General features: G+C 62.8%; 19 protein-coding genes. 14 read left to right on the forward strand and 5 right to left on the reverse strand.

From position 1 onward, the window contains the following. Positions 1 to 8: 8 nt before the first annotated feature. From glgX to BLR69_RS06940, 9 genes are all read left to right on the forward strand, one after another. A complete protein-coding gene (glgX, locus tag BLR69_RS06900; RefSeq protein WP_071495474.1) occupies positions 9 to 2,168 on the forward strand; it encodes a glycogen debranching protein GlgX in 2,160 nt (719 codons plus the stop codon). A 1-nt stretch (position 2,169) separates the two neighbouring features. After that, positions 2,170 to 3,168: an acyl-CoA dehydrogenase family protein gene (locus BLR69_RS06905; protein WP_071495473.1), complete on the forward strand. Its 999-nt coding sequence runs from the start codon at positions 2,170 to 2,172 to the stop codon at positions 3,166 to 3,168. Next, positions 3,165 to 3,923, forward strand: a complete 759-nt coding sequence (locus tag BLR69_RS06910; RefSeq protein WP_071495472.1) for a PIG-L deacetylase family protein — start codon at positions 3,165 to 3,167, stop codon at positions 3,921 to 3,923. Before BLR69_RS06905 ends, BLR69_RS06910 begins: the two co-directional genes overlap by 4 nt. Then, positions 3,920 to 4,519 (forward strand): SAM-dependent methyltransferase, encoded by a 600-nt coding sequence (locus BLR69_RS06915; protein WP_071495471.1) that lies wholly within the window; start codon positions 3,920 to 3,922, stop codon positions 4,517 to 4,519. Before BLR69_RS06910 ends, BLR69_RS06915 begins: the two co-directional genes overlap by 4 nt. Continuing rightward, positions 4,516 to 5,175 (forward strand): glycosyltransferase, encoded by a 660-nt coding sequence (locus tag BLR69_RS06920; protein ID WP_071495470.1) that lies wholly within the window; start codon positions 4,516 to 4,518, stop codon positions 5,173 to 5,175. The genes BLR69_RS06915 and BLR69_RS06920 overlap by 4 nt, the downstream gene beginning before the upstream one ends. A gap of 178 nt (positions 5,176 to 5,353) precedes the next feature. After that, on the forward strand, positions 5,354 to 6,115 hold the full coding sequence (locus BLR69_RS06925) for a PIG-L deacetylase family protein (protein WP_058426181.1): 762 nt from the start codon (positions 5,354 to 5,356) through the stop codon (positions 6,113 to 6,115). Between the two features lie 249 nt (positions 6,116 to 6,364). Further along, positions 6,365 to 8,902 carry an autotransporter family protein gene (locus BLR69_RS06930; protein ID WP_071495469.1) on the forward strand — a complete coding sequence of 846 codons (2,538 nt, stop codon included), beginning with the start codon at positions 6,365 to 6,367 and terminating at the stop codon, positions 8,900 to 8,902. 132 nt (positions 8,903 to 9,034) lie between these two features. Further along, a complete protein-coding gene (locus BLR69_RS06935; RefSeq protein WP_071495468.1) occupies positions 9,035 to 10,063 on the forward strand; it encodes an alpha/beta fold hydrolase in 1,029 nt (342 codons plus the stop codon). Beyond that, entirely contained in the window at positions 10,063 to 10,542 is a 480-nt protein-coding gene (locus tag BLR69_RS06940; RefSeq protein ID WP_071495467.1) for a cytochrome P460 family protein, read from the forward strand. The genes BLR69_RS06935 and BLR69_RS06940 overlap by 1 nt, the downstream gene beginning before the upstream one ends. A gap of 425 nt (positions 10,543 to 10,967) precedes the next feature. On the opposite strand, the gene BLR69_RS06945 is transcribed toward BLR69_RS06940, so the two are convergent. Both BLR69_RS06945 and BLR69_RS06950 read right to left on the reverse strand, forming a co-directional pair. Next, complete coding sequence (locus BLR69_RS06945) at positions 10,968 to 12,365, reverse strand: amino acid permease (protein ID WP_071495466.1); 1,398 nt, start codon at positions 12,363 to 12,365, stop codon at positions 10,968 to 10,970. A gap of 58 nt (positions 12,366 to 12,423) precedes the next feature. After that, positions 12,424 to 13,458, reverse strand: coding sequence for a histone deacetylase family protein (locus BLR69_RS06950; protein ID WP_071495465.1), 1,035 nt, complete (start codon positions 13,456 to 13,458; stop codon positions 12,424 to 12,426). Positions 13,459 to 13,579: 121 nt separating this feature from the next. On the opposite strand from BLR69_RS06950, the gene BLR69_RS06955 reads away from it, so the two are divergent. From BLR69_RS06955 to BLR69_RS31315, 3 genes are all read left to right on the forward strand, one after another. Then, complete coding sequence (locus tag BLR69_RS06955; RefSeq protein ID WP_058426187.1) at positions 13,580 to 14,071, forward strand: Lrp/AsnC family transcriptional regulator; 492 nt, start codon at positions 13,580 to 13,582, stop codon at positions 14,069 to 14,071. A 173-nt stretch (positions 14,072 to 14,244) separates the two neighbouring features. Then, positions 14,245 to 16,407, forward strand: a complete 2,163-nt coding sequence (locus tag BLR69_RS06960) for a TonB-dependent siderophore receptor (protein WP_071495464.1) — start codon at positions 14,245 to 14,247, stop codon at positions 16,405 to 16,407. A gap of 168 nt (positions 16,408 to 16,575) precedes the next feature. Beyond that, positions 16,576 to 18,069 carry a methyl-accepting chemotaxis protein gene (locus BLR69_RS31315; protein WP_071495463.1) on the forward strand — a complete coding sequence of 498 codons (1,494 nt, stop codon included), beginning with the start codon at positions 16,576 to 16,578 and terminating at the stop codon, positions 18,067 to 18,069. Here BLR69_RS31315 and BLR69_RS06970 read toward each other — a convergent pair. Beyond that, positions 18,066 to 18,830 (reverse strand): sulfite exporter TauE/SafE family protein, encoded by a 765-nt coding sequence (locus BLR69_RS06970; protein WP_071495462.1) that lies wholly within the window; start codon positions 18,828 to 18,830, stop codon positions 18,066 to 18,068. The two genes, BLR69_RS31315 and BLR69_RS06970, sit on opposite strands and share 4 nt — an antisense overlap. After that, positions 18,815 to 19,087, reverse strand: a complete 273-nt coding sequence (locus BLR69_RS06975) for an FMN-binding negative transcriptional regulator (protein ID WP_083365780.1) — start codon at positions 19,085 to 19,087, stop codon at positions 18,815 to 18,817. Before BLR69_RS06975 ends, BLR69_RS06970 begins: the two co-directional genes overlap by 16 nt. Positions 19,088 to 19,172: 85 nt before the next feature. On the opposite strand from BLR69_RS06975, the gene pdxR reads away from it, so the two are divergent. Both pdxR and BLR69_RS06985 read left to right on the forward strand, forming a co-directional pair. Continuing rightward, positions 19,173 to 20,633 (forward strand): MocR-like pyridoxine biosynthesis transcription factor PdxR, encoded by a 1,461-nt coding sequence (gene pdxR / locus BLR69_RS06980; protein WP_071495460.1) that lies wholly within the window; start codon positions 19,173 to 19,175, stop codon positions 20,631 to 20,633. Positions 20,634 to 20,756: 123 nt separating this feature from the next. Continuing rightward, positions 20,757 to 22,094: an MFS transporter gene (locus tag BLR69_RS06985; RefSeq protein WP_071495459.1), complete on the forward strand. Its 1,338-nt coding sequence runs from the start codon at positions 20,757 to 20,759 to the stop codon at positions 22,092 to 22,094. Positions 22,095 to 22,217: 123 nt separating this feature from the next. On the opposite strand, the gene BLR69_RS06990 is transcribed toward BLR69_RS06985, so the two are convergent. Continuing rightward, positions 22,218 to 23,384 (reverse strand): MFS transporter, encoded by a 1,167-nt coding sequence (locus tag BLR69_RS06990; RefSeq protein WP_058426191.1) that lies wholly within the window; start codon positions 23,382 to 23,384, stop codon positions 22,218 to 22,220. Positions 23,385 to 23,476 lie beyond the last annotated feature (92 nt).

The following is a 23,476-nucleotide window of genomic DNA, read 5'->3' on the forward strand; positions in this document are numbered from 1 at the left end:
GCAACTCAATGAGCAAACCCGATAAAACCCCATCGACGCCGGGCAACGAACCGTCGCGAATCCGTGAAGGTTTGCCCTTCCCGCTCGGCGCCACCTGGGATGGCCTGGGCGTCAACTTCGCCCTGTTCTCGGCCAACGCGACCAAGGTCGAGCTGTGCCTGTTCGACGACACCGGCGAGGTCGAGCTGGAACGTATCGAACTCCCCGAATACACCGACGAGACCTTCCACGGCTATCTGCCCGACGCCCACCCCGGGCTGATCTACGGCTACCGCGTGTACGGTGCGTACGACCCGGCCAACGGCCACCGCTTCAACCACAACAAATTGCTGATCGACCCCTATGCCAAGCAACTGGTGGGCGAACTCAAATGGTCCGAGGCGCTGTTCGGCTACACCATCGGCCACCCGGATGACGACCTCAGCTTCGACGAACGCGACAGCGCGCCTTTCGTGCCCAAGTGCAAGGTAATCGACCCGGCGCACACCTGGGGCAACGACCAACCGGTACGCGTGCCGTGGGACCGTACGATCATCTATGAAACCCACCTGCGCGGCATCAGCATGCGCCACCCGTCCGTGGGCGAAGCCGTGCGCGGCACCTGCGCCGGGCTGATGGAAGACGATGTGCTCAAGCACATTCGTCAGTTGGGCGTGTCGTCGGTGGAGCTGCTGCCGGTACATGCCTTCGTCAACGACCAGCACCTGCTGCAAAAAGGCATGACCAACTATTGGGGCTACAACAGCATCGCGTTTTTTGCCCCCGACCCACGCTACCTGGCCAGCGGCAAGATCGCCGAGTTCAAGGAGATGGTCGCGCACCTGCATGAACAGAAGCTCGAAGTGATCCTCGACGTGGTCTACAACCACACCGCCGAGGGCAACGAGCGCGGCCCGACCCTGTCCATGCGCGGCATCGACAACGCCTCGTACTACCGCCTGATGCCGGACGACAAGCGTTTCTACATCAACGACTCCGGCACCGGTAACACCCTGGACCTGAGCCACCCGTGCGTATTGCAGATGGTCACTGACTCGCTGCGTTACTGGGCGACCGAGATGCACGTCGACGGCTTCCGCTTCGACCTGGCGACCATTCTCGGCCGCTACCGCGATGGTTTCGACGAGCGCCACAGTTTCCTCGTGGCCTGCCGCCAGGACCCAGTGCTGCGCCAGTTGAAAATGATCGCCGAGCCCTGGGACTGCGGCCCCGGTGGCTATCAGGTGGGCAACTTCCCGCCGGGCTGGGTGGAATGGAATGACCGCTTTCGCGACACCGTGCGTGCCTTCTGGAAAGGCGATGACGGCCAATTGGCCGACTTCGCGGCCCGCATGACCGCCTCCGGCGAAATGTTCAACCATCGTGGGCGCCGTCCCTACAGCTCGGTGAACTTCATCACCGCGCATGATGGTTTCACGCTGCATGACCTGGTGTCGTACAACGACAAGCACAACGAAGCCAACGACGAAAACAATCAGGACGGCAGCAACAACAACCTGTCCTGGAACCACGGTGTCGAAGGCCCGACCGACGACCCGCAAATCAATGCGCTGCGCCTGCGTCAGATGCGCAATTTCTTCGCCACATTGCTCCTGTCCCAAGGCACACCGATGCTGGTGGCCGGCGATGAATTTGCGCGCACCCAGCACGGCAACAACAACGCCTACTGCCAGGACAGTGAGATCGGCTGGATCAACTGGGACCTGGACGAAGACGGCAAGGCCCTGCTCAAATTTGTGAAGCGTTTGATCAAGCTGCGCCTGGCCTACCCGATCCTGCGTCGTGGACGCTTCCTGGTGGGCGACTACAACGAAGACATCGGCGTGAAGGATGTCACGTGGCTGGCCCCGGATGGCAACGAGATGACCACCGAGCAGTGGCAGGACAGCCACGGTCGCTGCCTGGGCATGTTGATGGATGGCCGCGCCCAGGAAACCGGGATTCGCCGGGCCGGTGCCGACGCAACCTTGCTGTTGGTGGTCAACGCCCATCACGACATGGTCAACTTCCGCTTGCCGTCGGTGCCCGAAGGTGAGTTCTGGACCTGCATGCTCGACACCAACGAGCCCGCCGTACGCGGCCAGGAACGCTTTGATTTCGACCACGAGTACGCCGTGACCGGCCGTTCGCTGTTGCTTTTCGAGCTGCAGCGCGAAGACGAGGTGTGAGATGGCTTTGCATGGATTCCTTCAAGGCTTCCGGGACTATGCGGACACGCAAGCCCTGGGCGACGCCCTGAAGGCGCTTCAGGAAGAAGGCCTGGACCAACTGCCGCTGCCCGGCGGCGGTCAGACCCTGGCGCGGTTCAGTCGCCTGGCGCAGGTGGCGGGTCATGACCTGCGCTTGTGCAAGCTGTTCGAAGGCCACACCGATGCCCTGGCAATCATTGCCGAGCTCAACTCCCCACTGCCGCCCTTGGGCAGCACGTGGGGCATGTGGGCCGCCGAGCCGCCAACGGCCAAGGTGCGCGTGCACCAGGAGGGCCATCGCCTGCGGGTGCAAGGCCGCAAGGCCTGGTGCTCCGGCGCGGCGGTGGTGAGCCATGGGTTGTTGACCGCCTGGGACGAAGACGATCGCCAGCAGTTGGTGGCGGTGCATATGGATCAACCCGGCATCGTGGTCACCGACGAGGGGTGGAACGCGGTGGGCATGGCGGCCACCGGCAGTGTGGAGATCATGTTCGATGGGGCATGGGGGCTGGCGGTGGGCGGACCGGGAGATTACCTCGCCCGCCCAGGCTTCTGGCAAGGCGGTATCGGTATCGCCGCCTGCTGGTACGGCGCGGCGCAACGCCTGGCGGAAGTCTTGCGCGCGCAGTGCAGTAAACGCCCGGAACCCCACGCCCTGGCTCATCTAGGCGCCGTCGACAGCGCACTGAACAGCGCCGCCTGTGTGCTGCGTGCCAGCGCGGCACAGATCGACCTTGAGCCCAAGGCTGATGCCCGGCAATTGGCCCAGCAGACGCGGGCCTGTATCGAAGACACGGTTGAGCAGGTCATTCGCCATGTCGGGCGCGCCGTCGGTGCGGGTCCCTACTGCAAGGACCCGCACTTTGCCCAACTGATGGCAGACCTGCCGGTGTATGTACGCCAGAGTCATGCCGAACGCGACCTGGCCGGGCTCGGAGAGCTGGTGGCCGGTGAACCCACAGGGAGGTGGCAGTTATGAAACCCAATCCAATCGTTGGCCAGGGCACGCCGCTGCATCACTGGCAGGCCTCGCCGAAAATGGCCGACTTGCCGTCGATCAGCGTCGAGCAGTTGGTGCCCGCCGGCCACCGTGCGGTGATCATCGCGCCCCATCCGGACGATGAAATCCTCGGCTGCGGCGGCCTGATGCAGGGCTTGGCCGCGCTGGGCCGACCGATCCAATTGATTTCGGTGACCGACGGCAGCGCCAGCCACCCCGGCTCGCAGCGTTGGCCAGTAGAACGTTTGAGCGTGGTGCGCCCGCAGGAATCCGCCCAGGCCCTGCACCGCCTGGGGTTGCCGCTGCACAGCTTGAAATGGCTGCGCGCCGGTTTTACCGACAGCCAGGTGGCAACACGCGAAGCTGACCTCGTAGCGTTTATCCAACGCTACCTCAAGCCTACCGACGTGGTGTTCACCACCTGGCGCGAAGACGGCCATTGCGACCATGAGGCCGTTGGGCGTGCCAGCGCCCAGGCCTGCGCGGCGGTCGGCGCCACCCTGTATGAGCTGCCGGTGTGGACCTGGCATTGGGCAACACCCGAAGACAGCGTGGTGCCCTGGCACCGTGCACGCAAGATCCCGCTGACCTGTGAAGCCGTCGCGCGCAAACGGCATGCGATCCACGCCTTCGCCAGCCAACTGGAAGGCGATCCGCAGATCGGCCTCGCGCCGGTGCTGGCGCCCTACGTGGTAGAGCGTCTGTTGCAGCCCTTTGAAGTGGTATTTGTATGAGTGTGGCCACGCCTTATTTCGACCAGCTGTTCGCCAATAACGATGATCCCTGGGCCTTTCGCCAACGTTGGTATGAGCGGCGCAAACGCGCACTCACCCTGGCGATCCTCACGCGGCCACGCTACGCCTCGGTGTTCGAACCCGGTTGCGCCAATGGCGAGCTGAGTTTCGAACTGGCACCGCGTTGTGACCGCCTGCTGTGCTGCGACACCGCTGCGGCCGCCGTGGACCTGGCGCGCACTCGCTTGCTGGGGTTCCCCCAGGCCCAGGTGCAGCAGTGCCGCTTGCCCGAACAGTGGCCTGCGGGCCGGTTCGAGCTGATCGTATTGAGCGAGTGGTGCTACTACCTCGACGCCGATGACCTGGGCCAATTGATCGATCGCGTGCGTACCGCGCTGACCGCCGACGGCCAACTGCTTGCCTGCCACTGGCGCCCACCTATCGACGGTTGCCCGCAAACGGCGGAACAGGTGCACAGCCTGCTTCAGCAACGCCTGGACATGCCCCGCATCGCCAGCCACCACGAACATGATTTCCTGCTCGACCTGTGGAGCCGCGACGGCACCTCGGTCGCCACCCTTGAGGGCTTGCGATGATCGGCATTCTAATCCCGGTACATAACGAAGAGGCGTTGCTGGGCGACTGCCTGAAAGCCGCGTTGATCGCCGCCAGCCATCCTGGGCTGCTCGGCGAAACTGTGACTGTTCTGGTGGTGCTCGACAGCTGCAGCGATGCCAGCGCCGCCATTGCCCAGGCCTACCCGGTGCAGTGCCTGGAAGCCCAGGTACGCAACGTGGGGCATGTGCGTGGCGTGGGTGCGCGGCATTTGCTCAATCAGGGCGCACGCTGGATTTCCTGCACCGATGCCGACAGCCGGGTGGCCCCCGATTGGTTGGTGGCCCAATTGGCGCTGGACGTGGACGCCGTGTGCGGCACCGTGACGGTGGACGCGTGGAGCGAGGGTTTCGACCCCGCCGCGCAGATTCGCTACCTCCAGGGCTACGAGGCCCGCGACGGGCATCGGCATATCCACGGGGCCAACCTGGGGGTGAGTGCTGGTGCATATGTGCGCGCCGGTGGTTTCGAGCCGCTGGCGTGCCATGAGGATGTGCAATTGGTGCGCAACCTGGAGCTGTGCGGCGCCTCTATTGCCTGGAGCCACGGCCCGCAAGTGATCACCAGCGCGCGCCTGGACGCCCGCGCACAAGGCGGATTCGGCGATTACTTGAAGAGCCTGATGCACACCACCTGAAAAAACGCCGTTACCGAATGTGAAACCGCGCAATCCTTGTCTATGCTGAGAACGCCTTGCTGGCATTCCAGGGTTGGGATGCCATGCAGCCACTGCGGCGGAGCCTGCGGTGGAAACAAGAGAGTCGTCCCGTCAACGGGGCACGACCCCGCATCAACCGACAAGGATGTGACACCCCATGAAGCTTGCTTCCTTAAGCGACGGCCGCCGCGGCCCCGCGCAAGTCTGGAACAGCGCCCCGCAGTTGGCGCAAATCCCCCCTGTTAATCCGTCCTCACTGGTGCCGCCCGGCGCCCGCGTGGTGATCATCGCTCCTCATCCCGGCGATGAAGTGCTGGCCTGCGGCGGCTTGCTGCAATTGCTCAGCACGCTGGAACACCCGCTGCAACTGATCTCCATCACCGATGGCAGTGCCAGCCACCCGGGTTCCAACGTGTGGCCGGCGAGCCGCTTGAGCGTGGTTCGCCCCCAGGAAAGCGCCGAAGCTCTGCGCCGCCTGGGCATGCCGCTGCACAGCCTGAAATGGATTCGCGGCGGGTTTTGCGACAACGCCCTCGCCGCCCGCGAGCCGCAGCTGAGCCAATTCATAGCGCGTTACTTGCAGCCCGGCGATGTGGTGTTCAGCACCTGGCGCAACGATGGCAATGACGATCATGACGCGGTTGGCCGTGCCAGTGCCAAGGCGTGCAGCCTGGTGGGCGCGCAGCTGCATGAACTGCCGATCTGGGCCTGGCACTGGCCTGCCCGCGAAGGCGCGATCATCCCCTGGCAACGCGCGCGCAAGGTACGCCTGGACACCTGGACCGTGGCGCGCAAACTCCACGCCGCCCATGCCTATGCCAGCCAGTTGGCCGGGGACCCGCAGATCGGCCTGCCGCCGATACTGGCCCAGGTGCTGCTGGAGCGAATGCGCGAACCGTATGAGATCGTGCTGTCCTGACACCCGACTCGTCCATACCTGTTAATTCTGACAGTAGCGGCCTGGCGAATGTGTGGCTAGGGTGGAAAAAGCGCTGCACCGCCTAAGGTGCAGTCGAGAAAGCCATGCCAACCCTTTGCATTGGCCGGTGTTTTCAGAAACGGGTAACACGCTGTCCCTGATCCGTATCGCGCATCACGTTGTCATGGTCTGGCCCGCACCTGCCGTTGCAGGTGCCGGGGCAACTATCCCCTCCAGTGAGGACGGATCATGCGCGCACGGACACTCTCCTGGTTGTACCTGATCGTCATGGCGGTGTGCCCGCCGGCCTCTTATGGGGCCTGCACCATCAACAATGGCGCCGGCGATGACACCTCCACCTGTGACAGCGGCACGGCGCCGGGCTTTACCGATAACGCGGGTAACAACACACTGAATATCACCGCGACAGGCCGGGTGACCGGCAATGTGAGCTTTGGCGCAGGCAATGATCTGGTCGATGTAAATGGGCCAAGCGCCGGGATTGACGGGAACCTCAACCAGGGCGATGGCGCGAATATCTTTCGGCTGAACCTGGGCAGTGTTACCGGTTCCGTCACTCAGGGCGCAGGCGCGGATGTAGTGCAAATTACCGGCGGTCAGGTTGGCGCTATCAGCCAGGGAGGCAGTATCGACAGCTATGCCCAGAGCGGCGGCACTGTAGCGTCCCTGGCTCAAGGCGACGGCCTGGATACCTTCAGAATGAGCGGTGGCACCATCACCGGCGCCTTCGAAGACGGCGACGACGCCGCAATGACCGGCGGCACCATCGGCCGCGTCGACATGAAACTCGACAACAACCTGTTTGATATGTCGGGAGGCCGCATCATCGGCAACCTGGTCACCGGCTTCGGCAACGACACCATCCTGATCTCGGGCACGGCGTTTGTGGGCGGCAATATCAGTGTCAGTGGCGGTGATGATCAGGTGACCGTCTCGGGTGGTGAGGTGAACGGGCAGATCCTGCTCAGTTTCGGCAACGACCACTTCATCTGGACCGGCGGCAACCTGCACTCGTTTGTGCTGATGGGTGCGGGGGATGACACGGCACTGCTGCAGAACCTGACGAGCGCTCAATTGGCGGCAGCGCAACTGGTGGACGGCGGCCCAGGCAACGACAAGCTCAACCTGGACAACAGCAAGGCTGGGGACCCGGGCCTGTTGCCCAACTGGGAAGCCATTCAACTGGACAACGGTTCCGAGCTGACCCTGCGCGGTACGACGCTCAAGCTGGGTGACAGCGGCTCCGGTACCGGTACGCTGGGGCTGGATGGCACGAGCAAGCTGTTGGTCGGTACAGGCGTCATCGAAGCCTTTACCGCCGGCCAGTTGGTGACAGTCAGCAACAGCGGCGTGATCGACATGACCACGGGCAGCTCCAGCACCAGCGACTCATTGACCATCAGGGGCAGTTACACCGGCAATGGTGGACGCCTTGCGCTGCAAAGTGTTTTGGGCGGCGACGGCTCAGCCAGCGACAAACTGGTGATTGACCAAGGTGCCATTGGGGGCAATACAACGATCAGCGTGACCAACCTGGGGGGTGCAGGCGCAGCCACGTTGCAGGATGGTATTCAGGTGGTACAAGCCCTTAACGGCGCCACCGGCAGTGCCGGTGCGTTCACCCTGGCCCGCCCGGTGTCCGCCGGCGCGTACGACTATCGCTTGTTCAAGGGCGGCGTAACGGCGGGCACGGCAGAGCATTACTACCTGCGTTCCACGGTACCGGTGCAAACGCCAGGCCCCGTGATCATCATACCTTTGCCTGGCCCGGTGGAGCCTCCCCTGCCCCCTAACCCAGGGACCGAGCCGATCCCCATCTACCGCGAGGAAGTGCCGATCTATGCCGCACTGTTCCCGGCTGCCGACCAGATCGTGCGCGCCACGCTGGGCACTTATCACGAGCGCATGGGCGACCAGGGCCGACAACAGAACGATAATCGCCCGGAGGGCTGGGGCCGAATCTACGGCAGCAGTAGCCGCCAAGGGTTCGCCGGCACGGTGAGCCCGACGCTGGACAGCACGCTCAAGGGCTTCCAGGTGGGCAGTGATGTCTACACCACCACCGACGACCGCGGGCATACCCAGCGCGTTGGGCTGTTTGTGGGCCACAGCACCCTTAAAGGCAACGTCCAGGGCTTCAACGGTGGCTGGCAAGACCGGGATGCCGGCAAAACCACCTTGCGCGCAGAAAGCCTGGGGGGTTACTGGACATTCATCGGTGCCAATCGGGCGTATCTGGACCTGGTATTGATGGGCAGCCGTTTCAATGGCAACAACGAATCGGACCGTGGCGTGAAGATGAAAACCCGTGGGCATAACATCACCGCATCCGCTGAAGTCGGCTGGCCATTCCAGCTCAGCCAGGACTGGACGGTGGAGCCGCAAGCTCAATTGATCGTCGGCAAGACACGGCTCGACAGCCAGAACGACGGCATTTCCGACGTCAAGTACGACGCCGATACCAGCGTCATCTCCCGTCTGGGCTTAAGGCTGCGAGGCGACTACAACATCCATGGCATGGCGTGGCAGCCCTATGCGCGCGCGAACGTCTGGCATGCCAGCGCCGGGGATAACAGTGTGATTTACAACCACACGACCCGGATCGATACCGAGCAGAAATCCACCACCCTTGAAGTCAGCCTGGGCGCCACCTTGCAGGTAGCGCCCGATGTGAGCCTGTATGGCCAAGTCGGCTACAACCGCAATCTGGACAGCAACACCTACAACGGCCGCGAAGGCACTGTGGGTCTGAGGGTGGCGTTCTAGGTTTGTATCGCAGTGTGTATACAGCTCACTGCGATACACAGTCTTTAACTCGGCGGGTTTCCTGAAACAGGCCAGACACAGCCCGGCGTTCAACTGAGTACCAGGCACACATCCAGCCGCAGGAGGCTCGCCATGCACGCTCAGTTGAACCGCCGCACGAAACCACTTTTCCTGGCCTTTGCCATCGCGCAATTCGGCCTGCTGGGCATGGCCCACGCAGAAATGCCCGAAACCCCGAGCAAGGCAGTCGGCAGCGCGCAAAGCGCCTTCGGTGCCCTCAAGCACGTCAAGGCCGGGCTGCTGGACGTGGCCTACGCCGAAGTCGGCCCCGCCACCGGCCCTGTGGTGATCCTGCTGCATGGCTGGCCCTACGACATCGACAGCTACGCCGAGGTCGCGCCGCGGCTGGCAGCCAAGGGCTATCGCGTGTTGATCCCTTACGCACGGGGTTATGGCGACACCCATTTCCTTTCGGATAAAACCCTGCGCAACGGCCAACCGGCCGCGCTGGCCAGTGATGTGATCGACTTCATGGACGCGTTGAAGATCCAGCAAGCGGTGCTCGGTGGCTATGACTGGGGCGCACGCTCGGCGGATATCGTGTCGGCATTGTGGCCGGAGCGGGTCAAGGCGCTGGTGTCGGTCAGCGGTTACCTGATCGGCAACCAGGCGGCCGGCAAGAACCCACTGCCGCCCAAGGCTGAGTTGCAATGGTGGTACCAGTTCTACTTCGCCACCGAACGCGGCGCCGCCGGCTACCAGAAAAACACCCACGACTTCGCCAGGCTGATCTGGCAACTGGCCTCGCCGCAGTGGAAGTTCGATGACGCCACGTTCGACCGCAGCGCCAAAGGCCTGGAGAACCCGGATCACGTAGCGATCACTGTGTTCAACTACCGCTGGCGGTTGGGCCTGGTGCAGGGTGAAACGAAATACGACCCGCTGGAGCAGAAACTCGCCCAGGCGCCGTCCATTGGCGTACCGACCATCACCCTCGAAGGCGACGCCAACGGCGCCCCGCACCCGCAGCCGGAGGACTACGCCAAGCGCTTTACCGGCAAGTACGAGTTCCGCCTGATCAAGGGTGGCATTGGCCACAACCTGCCGCAGGAAGCGCCCGAGGCATTTGCCAAGGCGGTCATCGATGCGGATCACCTGTGATGAAGCGCCTGTGCATGGCCGCATTGGCCCTCGCGAGTTCGACCGGTGCCTTCGCCGACAGCGCATCCTCGCCGATCTACGGCGTGACCATCCCCGACGGCTACCGCCAATGGGAACTGGTGGCGCCGGCCCAGGAAGCCGCCCCGTTTAACGAGCTGCGCGTGGTGCTGGGCAACAGCGCTGCGCTCAAGGCTTACCGGGAGGGCAAGTTGCCGTTCCCGGATGGCACCGTTCTGGCCAAGTTGGCGTGGAAACACGAGCAGTCACCGGACTTCAAGACGGCGTCCATCCCTGGCGCGGCGACCACCGTGCAGTTCATGGTCAAGGACTCGAAAAAATACGCGTCCACTGGTGGCTGGGGGTTTGGACGCTTCGTCAATGGCAAACCCGCCGATGAAGCGCAGCATCAGACGTGTTTTGCCTGCCACCAGGCGTTGGTGAAAGACCGCGATTATGTCTTCACCAGGCTGGCACCCTGAAAGCCAGCCCTTTCAAGGTCTCTAGTCAGAACTGGCGACAAATACCCTGTGGCGAGCGGGCTTGCCCCGCGTTGGGCTGCGAAGCGGCCCCAACACCAGCAGCCGAAGAGTGCCTGATTCACCGCACGCCTCCTTCCAGGGTCGCTTCGCAACCCAACGCGGGGCAAGCCCGCTCACCACAGTTGCAGGGTTCGCCCTTAATGGCGTGGTATCAGCCAGACATGGCCGGTTTTTCAAAGACCTGACGAACAACACTTTGTGGCGAGCGGGCTTGCCCCGCGTTGGGCTGCGAAGCGGCCCCAACACCAGCGGCCGAAGAGTGCCTGATTCACCGCATGCCTCCTTCCAGGGTCGCTTCGCAACCCAACGCGGGGCAAGCCCGCTCACCACAAATGGGAGGGTATCAGCTCGATATGGCCGGTTTTTCAACGACCTTGAACGGGCAGACCCTGAAAGCGCGAAAACTGATAGGCAATTCCCAGCCAGATGAACCAGGCCGGCATCACACACAGCGCCAGGCGTGTATCCGGCCGCAACGCCAGCAGGCCCAGCACAAAGGCGAGAAACGCCAGGGCAAACCAGGCCATCGGCACACCACCGGGCATCTTGTAGGTGGATTGGGCGTGCAGGTCCGGGCGTTTTTTGCGATAGGCGATGTAGGACGCGAGGATGGTCGACCAGGTGAAGATCACCAGGATCGCCGACACCGTCGACACGATGGTGAAGGCGGTCATCACCTCCGGCACCACAAACAGCAACACCAGCCCCAGCAACATCAGCAAGCTGGTAAACGCCAGGCTGATAAACGGCACGCTGCTGTTCGACAAGCGCCGGAAGATCCCTGGCGCATCACCCAGGTCGGCCAGGCCGAACAACATGCGGCTGGCGGAAAACACCCCGCTGTTGGCAGACGACGCCGCCGAGGTCAGCACCACGAAATTGACGATACCCGCTGCGGCGGGGAATCCGGCGACCAGGAACAACTCGACAAACGGGCTCTTGCTCGGTGACACCTGCTGCCAGGAGGTCACCGCGATGATGCACGTCAGGGCCAGTACGTAGAACAGGATGATGCGCAGCGGGATCGAGTTGATCGCCTTGGGCAAGGTCTTTTCCGGCGCACGGGTTTCGGCGGCGGCGGTGCCGATCAACTCGGTGCCGGCGAAGGAAAAGATCGCCATCTGGAACCCGGCAAAAAAGCCGAACAGGCCGTTGGGAAATGCCGCTTGTTTATCCAGCAGGTGGCTCAACGAAGCGGTGACCCCGGTGGGCGAGACGTACGAACTGGCGATCAGCACCCCACTCACCCCGATCAACGTCACCACGGCGATGATCTTGATGATCGCGAACCAGAACTCCACTTCGCCGAACAGCCTGACCGTCAGCACATTCAGCGCGAACAGGGTCAGCAACATCGCCACCGCCGGCATCCAGGCCGGTACATCGGGGAACCAGTACTGGAAGAAACCGCCGACCACAACGGCGTCCCCCACCACCGCGACGCTCCAGCTCAACCAGTAAGACCAGCCGAGAAAGAACGCCGCACGCGGCCCCAGGTAAGCACCGGCAAAGTCGGCGAAACTCTTGAAGTTGAGGTTGGACAGCAGCAGCTCGCCCATGGCGCGCATCACGAAGTACACGAAGAGCCCGATGATCATGTAGATCAGGATGATCGAGGTGCCGGACAGCGCGATGATCTTGCCGGAGCCCATGAACAGGCCGGTGCCGATCGCGCCGCCCATGGCCATCAACTGGATATGGCGGTTGCTCAGGGTGCGTTGCAACGCAGGCTGTTCACACAGCCCGGGCGTGGTTGTTTTCATCACAAAACCTCTTGTTATGTTTTTGAGTTTTGGCAGAAGAAAAGTCGAGGGGTCGTTGTTATTGGCTGTGGCGTTCGAAACCGTGCAGCACGTTGACCGCATTGATGCCGATCTCGTCGACCATGTAGCCGCCTTCCATCACGAACAGCGTGGGCACGCCGACGCTGGCGATGATCTCGCCCATGCCGAGGAAGTCGTCGCTGTCGAGGAGGAAGTGGCTGATGGGGTCGTCCTTGAAGGTGTCGACGCCCAGGGAGATCACCAACACTTCAGGCGCAAAGCGGCGCAGTTGCTGGCAGGCGTCTAGCAGGGCGGTGCGGTAATTGGCCCAGGTGGTGTTTTTCGGCAACGGGTAGTTCAGGTTGAAGCCCTCCCCAGCGCCGACGCCGCGCTCGCTGCTGGCACCGGAAAAATACGGGTAGGACACCGCCGGGTCGCCATGCAGGGATATGAACATCACGTCCGGGCGGTCGTAGAAAATGTTCTGGGTGCCATTGCCATGGTGAAAATCCACATCCAGCACCGCCACGCGCTTGGCGCCCTGGGTGATGGCGTGCTGTGCGGCAATCGCGGCGTTGTTGAGGTAGCAGTAACCGCCCATGTATTCACGGGCCGCGTGATGGCCCGGTGGGCGGCACAGGGCAAAGGCGCTGTGATGGCCTTCGTCGAGCAACGCCAGGCCGGTCAGTGCGATGTCGGCGCTGGTCTTCACCGCCTGCCAGGTGGTGCGGGTAATCGGCGAACCGGCGTCCATCGCGTAAAAACCGAGCTTGCCGTCGATGAACGCCGGCACCTGCTGGTTGGCCAGGTCGCGTACCGGCCACACCAGGGGCAAGGCGTCATGGCTGCGGCCGATGGCGGTCCATTCGGCCCAGGCGGTTTCCAGGAACGCCACGTAGCGCTCGCTGTGGGCGGCGACGTAACAGGCGCGGTCGAAGCGGCGCGGGGTGATGATGTCGCCCAGGCCGACCTGCCGCACGCGATCACGCACGGTGTCGGCGCGGCTGGGTTGTTCGAACGAGGGTTTGAGCACACCGTCCTTGAGTTCGGTGCCATGGTGCAAACGGTGGGCTTCGCTGAAAACAGTCAACATTTGAGGGCATCCGCCAGTAAAAGACAGGGTCTATTTTGTTCTGGCGGCAGTGGGCTTTCTTTGCTTTTACTTACGGCACTGTTAGGTTTATCGGGAATATTTACCTCATTGGCGCACGATTATGAAAAATAAAACCAAACAGGTCGTTCTTGATGATACCGATCTCGCCATCCTCGCCCTGCTGCAGCAGGACGCCAGTATTTCCAACGCTCAGCTGAGTGAGCGCCTGTCCCTGAGCCTCACGCCCTGCTGGCGCCGGCGCAAACGCCTGGAAGAAGAAGGCGTGATCAAGGACTACCAGGCCAACCTCGACCGCAAGATGCTCGGGCTGGACATCCTGGCGTTCGTGCATGTGCGTTTTGCGATTCATACCGACCATGCGCCGGATGCCTTCGAGGCGGTGGTGAAAGAACTGCCACAGGTGTTGTCGTGCCACAAGATCACCGGGGATGCCGATTATTTGTTGCAGGTACTGGCCGAAGACCTGGACAGCTACAGCGAGTTTGTCGAGAGCGTGTTGCGGCGGCAGTTGGGGATTGCCTCGATACAGTCGAGCCTGGCGCTGAGGGAGGTCAAGGCGACGAGTCGGGTGGCGATTCCACAGCGCGAATAATCGGCGCTTTTCAGGGGGCGATGTGGCAAATCGCCGCCACTGCGATGTGAAAAATTCGTTAACTGTTTCTCCCTCAAGGCTTTTTCCTACAAGAACAATCTGCCAGACTAATGCGAATAATTATCAACAGATTTATTATTCGCCAGGGACGGCGTTCGGGGAGAGTCAGTTCCATGTCTGTGCAACAACACGGCAGTAAAGGTTTTTCACCCAGTCTGATGGCGTTGGCGGTCTGTCTGGCCAGTTCATCTGCGGTCTTTGCCGCCGATACCCAGGCGCCGCCCACCACGCTTGAACTGGGCGCCACGCAAATCTCTGGCGAAGAGCAACTGGGCGAAACCACCGAGGGCACCCCGTCCTACACCACCGGCGCGATGAAAACCGCGACCAAGCTGCCATTGACCATGCGCGAAACCCCGCAGGCCGTCACCGTCATTACCCGTCAGCGTATGGATGACCAGGCGATGACCAGCATCAATGATGTGGTCAAGGCCACCCCGGGATTGTTCCTGAACTTCTCCAGCGGCCCTGGCCGGCAGTCCTATACGTCGCGCGGCTTCGACATCGACAACCTGATGTATGACGGCATCCCCAGTGGCTACAACGGTGTGTCGGTGGGCGCACAGCCGAACCTGGCGATGTTCGATCGCGTTGAAATCGTGCGCGGCGCCACCGGCCTGGTCACCGGCGCGGGCAACCCGTCTGCCGCCATCAACCTGGTCCGCAAGCGGCCACTGGACGAGCAGAAAGTCACCCTGACCGGCGCCGCCGGCAGCTGGGACGACTACCGGGGCGAACTCGACGCCTCCAGCCCACTCAACGACAGTGGCACCTGGCGCGGTCGCGTGGTCACCTCGTACCGCGATGCCAACAGCTTCATCGACAACGCCGAGGAGTATCACGGCCTGTTTTACGCCGTCACCGAAGCCGACCTGAGCGAAGACACCACCCTGACCCTGGGCTTCTCCAACCAGAAGGACAAGACCAATTACTTCTGGGGCTCGTCAATGGTCGGCCAGGATGGCCATCACCTGAACCTGCCGCGCTCCTACAACCCTGGTACCGACTGGGAAAACAAGGACCAGGAGATCAACACGGTATTCGCCGAACTGCGTCAGCAACTGGCCAACGACTGGAAACTGCAAGTCAACGCCAACTATGCCGAACAGAACGCGCTGTTCTCCGGCTCCTACCAGTCGCGCTGGGTCGCCAACACACTGGCGCGCACCGTCTATCAAGCGGCTTACGATGAGGACCAGGCGGGTGTCGACGCGTTTGCCAGCGGCCCCTTCCAGGCGTTCGGGCGTACCCACGAGCTGGTGGTAGGCGCCAGCCGGCGCATCTACGACATGACCACCCACAACTACAGCCCCTACAACCTGAACTGGCCGCTCACGGCGGGCAAACCGAACTTCGTCCACACCACCAATGACCGCGACGTGACCACCCAGGACGGGGTGTACGTCACCACGCGCCTGAATCTGGCTGACCCGTTGAAGCTGATCCTCGGCGGGCGCCTGGACTGGTATGACTACGATGCCCACGGCAGCAACACCGGCGACTACAAGGTCACCCGCAACCTCACCCGCTACGCCGGCCTGATCTACGACCTGGACGACCATCACTCGGTCTACGTCAGCTACAGCGACATCTTCACGCCCCAGAGCGAAAAGGACACCTCGGGCACCCCGCTCAAGCCTATCGTCGGCAAGAACTATGAGGTGGGTATCAAGGGTGAATACCTGGGTGGCGCACTGAACGCGAGTGTGGCGCTGTTTCGCGTCGACCAGGAAAACCGTGCCGTCGGCGTGACCGTCGCAAACTGTCCGCAGGCCTCCTGCTCAGTGGCCTCCGGCGAGATTCGCAGCCAGGGTATCGACTTCGAACTGCAAGGCGCCTTGACCGAGAACTGGCAGGTCGGCGGTGGCTACACCTATGCACGCACGCACACCATCAAGGACGCAGCCAACCCGCAGAACGTCAACAAACAGTTCGACACCGACACCCCGGAGCACCTGTTCAAGCTGACCACCAACTACCACTTCCAGGGCGCCCTGGAAAAACTCCGCGTGGGCGGCAACGTTTCCTGGCAGAGCCGCATGTACAACGACTTCAAAGTCGCGGATGGCAGCACCTACCGCCTGCAGCAAGGCGCCTACGCCGTCACCGACCTGATGGCCGGCTACCAGGTCAACCAGCACCTGGATCTGCAACTCAACGCCAACAACATCTTCGACCGCCGTTACTACCAGTCCATCTCCAACTCCGTGAGCTATGGCGGTGACTCCTACGGCAGCCCGCGCAATATGATGCTGACGGCCAAATACGCCTTCTGATCCCCCTCCGATAAACGGCTGCCCGCCCGGGTAGCCGTTGCTCAAGTCCCGCCTCCCGATGCCGATATACGTTTGGCATCACTGAATCCAATAAAAACCAAAAAATCCCTGATTCGCTCCACCCTGCCCCTCGCTATGTCTCGGCCAGACCACATGGAGTAAGTGTGAATGCCCACCCGCACGCGTTTTTTCGAGCACTACCGCAAAGCCGACCGCATCATGCTGGCGCTGGTCTGGCTGATGTTCCTGTTTTCCCTGGGCCTGGCGTTCTGGCACGACACCCTGGTGCAGGCCGTGTTGGTCGGCGGAGGCACCAGCGTGGTGTTGACCGCGCTTTACCGTGCCATCGGCGGCACCCGTGTGATGCGTTGCACCCTCGGCGCGGGCCTGATGGTCATGGCGGCGCTGCATATCAACCAGGCCCAGGGCGTGATCGAAGCGCACTTCGGCATCTTCGCGCTGCTGGCGGTGCTGACGTTTTATCGTGACTGGCTGCCGATCCTGGTCGCCGCCGCCACCATTGCCGTGCATCACGTGGTGTTCCATGCCCTTCAACATCAGGGCTTTCCAGTGTTTGTGATGGCGCACCACGGTGGCTGGACCATGGTGTTCGTGCATGCCTTCTACGTGGTGATGGAGACCGTCGCCCTGCTCTACCTGGCCGTGCACAGCCAGGCCGAGGCGGTCGAGAGTCAGGAAATGCTCGAGAAGATGCTCGCCGTCACCTCACAGTTCACAGCGCAAACCGCCCAGGGCGAAGGCAAGGTGCATGTCTCCCTGGCCAAGCGCTTCGACCACTTCCTGCAGCAGCTCACCCACCTGATCGACGGCGTCGCCCGTGACTCCCACGGCCTCGGCCAATTGGGCCAGGAACTGGCCAGCGCCAGCGGCACCCTGGAAAACGGCGCCCGCCACCAACTGGCGGAAATCACCCAGATGACCGGCTCGATGCAACGCATGGAAGACGCCATGGGCCATATTGCCGTGCACGTCGAGCAAGCGGTGGACCATGCCGGCAAGGCCAGCCAACAGATCCTGCGCGGCCAGGAAAGCGTTGGCCGCGCCCAGCAGGAAATCACCCAACTGGCCTCACGCCTCAACGGCACCCACGAGACAGTACAAGGCCTGGCCGTGCAAACCGAACAGATCGGCACCGTGCTCGACGTGATCAGCAGCATCGCCAACCAGACCAACCTGCTGGCCCTCAACGCCGCCATCGAAGCCGCCCGCGCCGGCGAGCAAGGCCGTGGCTTTGCCGTGGTTGCCGACGAAGTGCGCAACCTGGCGCAACGCACGGCGGTGTCCACCCAGGAAATCAAAACCATCATCGAAGGCCTGCAACACGGCAGCCGCCAGGCCGTGCAAGCCATGCACGACAGCCGCCAAGGCGTCGATCGCTGCGTGGAAGACAGCCAGGTGGCCGTCGACATGCTGCGCGCAGTGGGCGACGACATCGCCCACATCGACGACCTCAATGGCCGGATCGTGACCACCACCCGCGAGCAGACCTCGGCCAACCTGGAGATTGTCGGGCGCCTGCAGTCGGTGCAGAGCATTGCGCAAAGCACCGCCGACAACGTGGAAACCCTGGCACGCAGCAGCGAGCGGTTGCCGCCGATCGCGGTGCGCCTGGATGCGTTGGGACGCAGGTTTCATCCCTAAGCCAGGTAGCCGCTGATGCCGTCCCATAACAGCTTGAGCGCCGTGATAATCAGCAAGCCATAGCACGCGCGATACAACTGGCGCTGATCCAACCGCGCATGCAGGCGCCAGCCCAGCCACACGCCACTCGGCACGGCAAGCAGGCAGATCAGCGCCAGGCCCAGCACATCACCGGTCGGCCTGGCCAGGATCAGCCAAGGGATAGCCTTGAGCAGGTTACCCACGGTGAAAAACAGGCTGGTGGTGCCGGCGTACACCTGCTTGCTCAGGCCCAGCGGCAACAGGTACATCGCCAACGGCGGCCCACCGGAATGCGCAACCATGGTGGTGATTCCGGAGGTGACCCCAGCGGCCACGGCCTTCGGTGCTGAACGCGGCTTCACACTGACATTTCCCCCGGCCCTGAACCACAGGCCGACAAACACCAGGGTGACCACCGCCATCACGATGGCAATCGCGCGGTGATCCAATACGCGAAAAAGCAGGTAGCCAACGCCAATCCCGACCACCAACCCAGGTACCAGTAAAGTGAGGTCGGGCTTTGACCAGGTCGACGGTTTCCAATAGCGCAGGCCGAACAGGTCCATGGCGATGAACAACGGTGCCAACAAACCACCGGCGGTGATCGGGTCCATCACCAGCGACAGCAGCGGAATGCCGACGATGGCAAAGCCACCGCCGAAGGCGCCTTTCATGAAGCAGATCAAGAACACCCCGGCGAACGTGACCAGGATCGTGGTGAGGCTCAGCTCAAGCTCCATGGCGCGGCCTCCGGATCCAACGGGCCGAGGTTTTCCAGCATGATCTGCGCAAGTGCCGTCTCACCGCGCTCGCGCAGGTGCACGATGGCTGACATGAGCCGTCCGTGGGTGCCGTCGTGCGGTTCAAAATCAAACGGCAGGTGATCGGCGTCCATGCCGCTGTCACCCGGCATCACCACGATGCCCAGTGGGTTGTCATGGATGATTCTGTGCAGTTGTTCCAGGCGTTGTTCGGCAAAGTGATCAGGAATGTACATGGCGAGCATTCATTTTGGCGGGAAGAGAACCCATAATCTCGCCCATCACCTGCAGCGCAAAAAGCACCAGTTTCGAGGTTTTTCCATGGGCCAGTTATCGAATCCTTCGCGCGGCGCTGAACGCCGAATCTACGCCAGGTTGCGTGCACAGATTGAAGACGGCACGCTTGCGCCCGACACCAAGCTGCTCTCGACCCGTGCGATGGCAGACACACTCGGGGTGTCACGCACCACCGTCACCGCCGCCTACGAGCAACTGGCCGCCGAGGGGTTTGTGGTGACTGCCGTAGGCAAGGCCGCCAGGGTTGCCGCCAGAGTCGGGGGGCGGCCGGCAACGGGCCCGGTGCCCGACGACCACCGTCCACCCTTGCTGTCCCTGTACGGACAGCATGTGGCCAGCCTCACGCCCTACAGCATGGCGTCGCCCTCGGCGCGTATCGACTTTCAGTATGGTGCGGTCGCCTCACGGGACTTCCCGGCACTTGGCTGGCATCGCGCCTATCGCGCCGAACTGGTCAAGCGTCAACCCAGTCGACCTTACGGCCAACCCGAAGGTGAAGAACGCTTGCGCCAGGCACTGCAAGGCTATCTGCGCCGTGCCCGTGGCTTGAGCTGCGATGCCGAGCAGATCCTGGTGGTGCACGGTTCCCAGCAGGGGCTCGATCTGTGCGCTCGGGTGCTGCTCAACCCCGACGATGCGTTCGTGTTCGAGGACCCGGGCTACCGCATGGCCCGGTACTGTTTCGAGGCCACCGGCGCAACCGCGTTACCCATTCCGGTCGACGCCTGCGGCTTGCAGACACAACGCTTGCCGGACGACCCACGCGCACGGCTGGCCTACGTCACCCCGTCGCACCAGTTCCCCATGGGCGCAGTACTGCCCATCGCGCGGCGCCTCGAGTTGCTGGCCTGGGCGAGTCGCCATCGCGCATGGGTCATCGAAGACGATTACGGTGGCGAATTCCGCTACGGCCAGCGCCCCATCGACGCGCTGCAGTCAGTGGATGCCGAAGCGCAGGTGATCTACGTCGGCACCTTCTCCAAGGCACTCTCGCCGCAATTGCGGCTGGGTTACCTGGTACTGCCCCGTGACCTGGTGGGCGTGTTTCGTGAGGCCAAGCGGCTGACCGACCGCCACTCCGCGCGCTGGGAGCAGAACGTACTCGCCTCATTAATCGCCAGCGGCGCCTATGAACGCCACGTACGTCGCCTGCGCCGTGACAATGAAGGACGCCGTAAAGCGCTGCTGGATGCCGTCGACCGCCACCTGGCGGGGCTTGGCAAACTGCTGGGCATGGCCGCCGGGCTGCATGGGGTATTGCTGCTGCCGTCGCTGGGCTCGCGGGATGAGCCCGCCTTGCAGGCGCTTGCCCTTGAGTTCGGCGTGGGTGTGTATCCCCTGACGCCGTTGTTCACGTCGCAGGGCGACCGACCGGCAGGCCTGGTCATGGGCTACGCCGGGCTCACCGTGGAGCAGATTGATGAAGGGGTAAGGATACTGGCGAAGGTAGCCCGGCGCCTGATGAGCAAGACGCACCTGGCCTGATTCCTGCGTCTGCCCATCCCACCAAGTCGCTACTGACTACGCGGACGACTCTTTTGGGCCCCGCCGCCCAAGCGCCTGCGCCGATAATCGGTCATCCCCCCAGCTATCCCGAGGCCTTCCCCCATGACGAGCCCCTCCACCGAACAGGTCAGCCCGCAAACCCTGCGCAAGGTCATCATCGCCGCCGGCATCGGTAATTTCGTCGAGTGGTTTGACTTCGCCGTCTATGGCTTCCTCGCCACCACCATCGCCCAGCAATTCTTCCCCAGCGGCGACGCCAGCGCGGCGTTGCTCAAGACCTTCGCCGTGTTTGCGGTGGCCTTCGCCTTCCGGCCCCTGGGCGGTATTTTCTTCGGCATGCTCGGCGACCGCATTGGCCGCAAGCGCACCCTGGCCATGACCATCTTGCTGATGGCCGCTGCTACCACGTTGATCGGCCTGCTGCCCACCTACGCCGCCATCGGCGTCACGGCGCCGATTCTGTTGTCGCTGATCCGTTGCGCCCAGGGCTTCTCCGCCGGCGGTGAATACGCCGGCGCCTGTGCTTATCTGATGGAGCACGCGCCGAGTGACAAACGCGCCTGGTATGGCAGCTTTGTACCGGTGTCGACGTTTTCCGCGTTCGCCGCCGCCGCGGTAGTGGCGTATGCCCTTGAAGCGTCGTTGTCCGCCGAAGCCATGGGCAGTTGGGGCTGGCGCCTGCCGTTCCTGATCGCCGCGCCACTCGGCCTGGTGGGCCTCTACCTGCGCTGGAAGCTGGACGAGACGCCTGCCTTCCAGGCCGTGAAGCAAGAGCACGCAGTGGCTCACTCGCCGCTCAAGGAAACTCTGCGCAACCATGGTGCGGCGATCTGCTGCCTGGGCGCTTTTGTGTCACTCACGGCGTTGTCGTTTTATATGTTCACCACCTACTTCGCGACGTACCTGCAAGTGGCGGGCGGGCTGAATCGGGCGATGGCGTTGCTGGTGTCGCTGATTGCGTTGATTTTCGCGGCGGCGATCTGCCCGCTGGCGGGCCTGTATTCGGATCGGGTCGGGCGGCGCGTCACGGTGATGACCGCCTGTGTGTTGCTGATCGTGGTGGTGTATCCGTCGTTCCTGATGGCCAGCTCCGGTTCGTTTGCAGCGTCGATTGTCGGCGTGATGTTGTTGGCGGTTGGGGCGGTGTTGTGCGGCGTGGTCACGGCGGCCTTGCTGTCGGAGACCTTCCCGACCCGTACGCGCTACACCGCTTCGGCGATCACCTACAACATGGCGTACACGATCTTCGGCGGCACCGCGCCGCTGGTGGCGACCTGGTTGATCAGCACCACCGGCAGCAACCTGTCACCGGCTTTTTACCTGATTGCCGTGGCGTTGCTGGCACTGGCCGGTGGGTTGGCGTTGCCGGAGACGTCGCGGATTTCCTTGCACGACGTGGGTGGTGAGGAAACAAGCACCGCAGCTTTGCTTTCACGGTAAACGGCAGGAGGGTGAACGCCACTGGACGCAGGTAGGATCAGTTCGACACCTGCCTGCTGCCGCATCCAGACCATGAACAGCGTTTTCTGAAGACGCCGCAGTGAACCCTGTGGTGCGCATCGGCTAAACCGCCGCAGCCATGCGCGCTCTAGAACCCCAGGCAAACGTCACGACCATCAGCAACCCCAAGCCCGCCATCGCCGCGCCGGCCAGGGAAATCGCGGGGTAGCCCAACCCTGCGTTGATCACTGCACCCCCCACTGCTGCGCCAATCGCGTTGCCGAAGTTGAAGGCGCCGATGTTCACGGCCGAGGCCAGGTTCGGCGCATCTTTGGCCGCTTCCATCACACGCATCTGCAACGGCGGCACAACGGCGAAGCTAGCGATCCCCCAGATGAGGATGCTCACCGCTGCCGGTATCGGCCAACGCATCAGGAATGCAAAGGCCAGCAGGACCAGAATCAGTGCGCTCAGCGAGACGATCAGGGTCCGGTCGATCGAGCGATCTGCCGCCTTGCCACCCCATATATTGCCCAGGGTCAACCCGACGCCGAACAGCACCAGCATGGCCGTGATAAAGGGGGTAGACGCATGGGTCTGGTTGCTCAGGATCGGCGCGATGTAGGTAAACACGGTGAACATGGCACCGGAACCCACCACGGTCAGAGCCAGTGCCGCCAGTACCGAACCGCGACCCAGCACCTTGATTTCGGCCAGCACACCGTCGCTTTTCGGCAACGGCAGGTCAGGCAGCGCGAACCACAGCGCGACCATGGTCACCAGGCCCAGTCCGCCAATGCCCCAGAACGCCGTACGCCAGCCAAGCAGTTCACCCAACCAGGTCGCCAGTGGCACGCCACCAATGGTCGCCAGGGTCAGGCCCATAAACATCGCGGCGACGGCGCCGGCGCGCTTGTCCGGCGCAACCACACTGGCCGCAACGATGGAACCCACACCAAAAAACGCGCCGTGGTTGAGCGAAGTGATGACGCGGGCAATCAACAGGTCGTAATAGCCGGTTGCAAGCGCCGACATCACGTTACCCAGGGTGAAAATGGCCATAAGCCCGACCAGCAAGTGACGACGGGGAATCTTGCCGGTGGTCAAGATCATCAGTGGCGCACCGAGCAATACCCCCAGGGCATAGGCACTGACCAGCAACCCTGCGGTGGGAATCGAAACGCCAAGGTCATTGGCGATGGTGGGCAACATGCCCATGGGCGCGAACTCAGTGACGCCAATGCCAAAGGCACCGACAGCCAGGGCTACAAGGGGTGGATTGATACGCATGGAAGACTCCTCATTTATGCCGCAAATGCTACGATCAACGCTTTAACGGCACTAGACCGTATAATTGGCAATCACCTTTGCGCGCGAGGCAA

The sequence above is a fragment of the Pseudomonas azotoformans genome (assembly GCF_900103345.1).
GTDB classification, from domain to species: Bacteria; Pseudomonadota; Gammaproteobacteria; order Pseudomonadales; family Pseudomonadaceae; genus Aquipseudomonas; species Aquipseudomonas azotoformans.

Coding starts and splice junctions, on each gene's coding strand:
- BLR69_RS06960 (WP_071495464.1), top strand. CDS start 14,245: ATGTCTGTGCAACAACACGGCAGTAAAGGTTTTTCACCCAGTCTGATG.
- BLR69_RS06930 (WP_071495469.1), top strand. CDS start 6,365: ATGCGCGCACGGACACTCTCCTGGTTGTACCTGATCGTCATGGCGGTG.
- BLR69_RS06935 (WP_071495468.1), top strand. CDS start 9,035: ATGCACGCTCAGTTGAACCGCCGCACGAAACCACTTTTCCTGGCCTTT.
- BLR69_RS06955 (WP_058426187.1), top strand. CDS start 13,580: ATGAAAAATAAAACCAAACAGGTCGTTCTTGATGATACCGATCTCGCC.
- BLR69_RS06970 (WP_071495462.1), bottom strand. CDS start 18,830: ATGGAGCTTGAGCTGAGCCTCACCACGATCCTGGTCACGTTCGCCGGG.
- BLR69_RS06940 (WP_071495467.1), top strand. CDS start 10,063: ATGAAGCGCCTGTGCATGGCCGCATTGGCCCTCGCGAGTTCGACCGGT.
- BLR69_RS06975 (WP_083365780.1), bottom strand. CDS start 19,087: ATGTACATTCCTGATCACTTTGCCGAACAACGCCTGGAACAACTGCAC.
- BLR69_RS06920 (WP_071495470.1), top strand. CDS start 4,516: ATGATCGGCATTCTAATCCCGGTACATAACGAAGAGGCGTTGCTGGGC.
- BLR69_RS06910 (WP_071495472.1), top strand. CDS start 3,165: ATGAAACCCAATCCAATCGTTGGCCAGGGCACGCCGCTGCATCACTGG.
- BLR69_RS06985 (WP_071495459.1), top strand. CDS start 20,757: ATGACGAGCCCCTCCACCGAACAGGTCAGCCCGCAAACCCTGCGCAAG.
- glgX (WP_071495474.1), top strand. CDS start 9: ATGAGCAAACCCGATAAAACCCCATCGACGCCGGGCAACGAACCGTCG.
- BLR69_RS31315 (WP_071495463.1), top strand. CDS start 16,576: ATGCCCACCCGCACGCGTTTTTTCGAGCACTACCGCAAAGCCGACCGC.
- BLR69_RS06950 (WP_071495465.1), bottom strand. CDS start 13,458: ATGTTGACTGTTTTCAGCGAAGCCCACCGTTTGCACCATGGCACCGAA.
- BLR69_RS06915 (WP_071495471.1), top strand. CDS start 3,920: ATGAGTGTGGCCACGCCTTATTTCGACCAGCTGTTCGCCAATAACGAT.
- BLR69_RS06905 (WP_071495473.1), top strand. CDS start 2,170: ATGGCTTTGCATGGATTCCTTCAAGGCTTCCGGGACTATGCGGACACG.
- pdxR (WP_071495460.1), top strand. CDS start 19,173: ATGGGCCAGTTATCGAATCCTTCGCGCGGCGCTGAACGCCGAATCTAC.
- BLR69_RS06925 (WP_058426181.1), top strand. CDS start 5,354: ATGAAGCTTGCTTCCTTAAGCGACGGCCGCCGCGGCCCCGCGCAAGTC.
- BLR69_RS06990 (WP_058426191.1), bottom strand. CDS start 23,384: ATGCGTATCAATCCACCCCTTGTAGCCCTGGCTGTCGGTGCCTTTGGC.
- BLR69_RS06945 (WP_071495466.1), bottom strand. CDS start 12,365: ATGAAAACAACCACGCCCGGGCTGTGTGAACAGCCTGCGTTGCAACGC.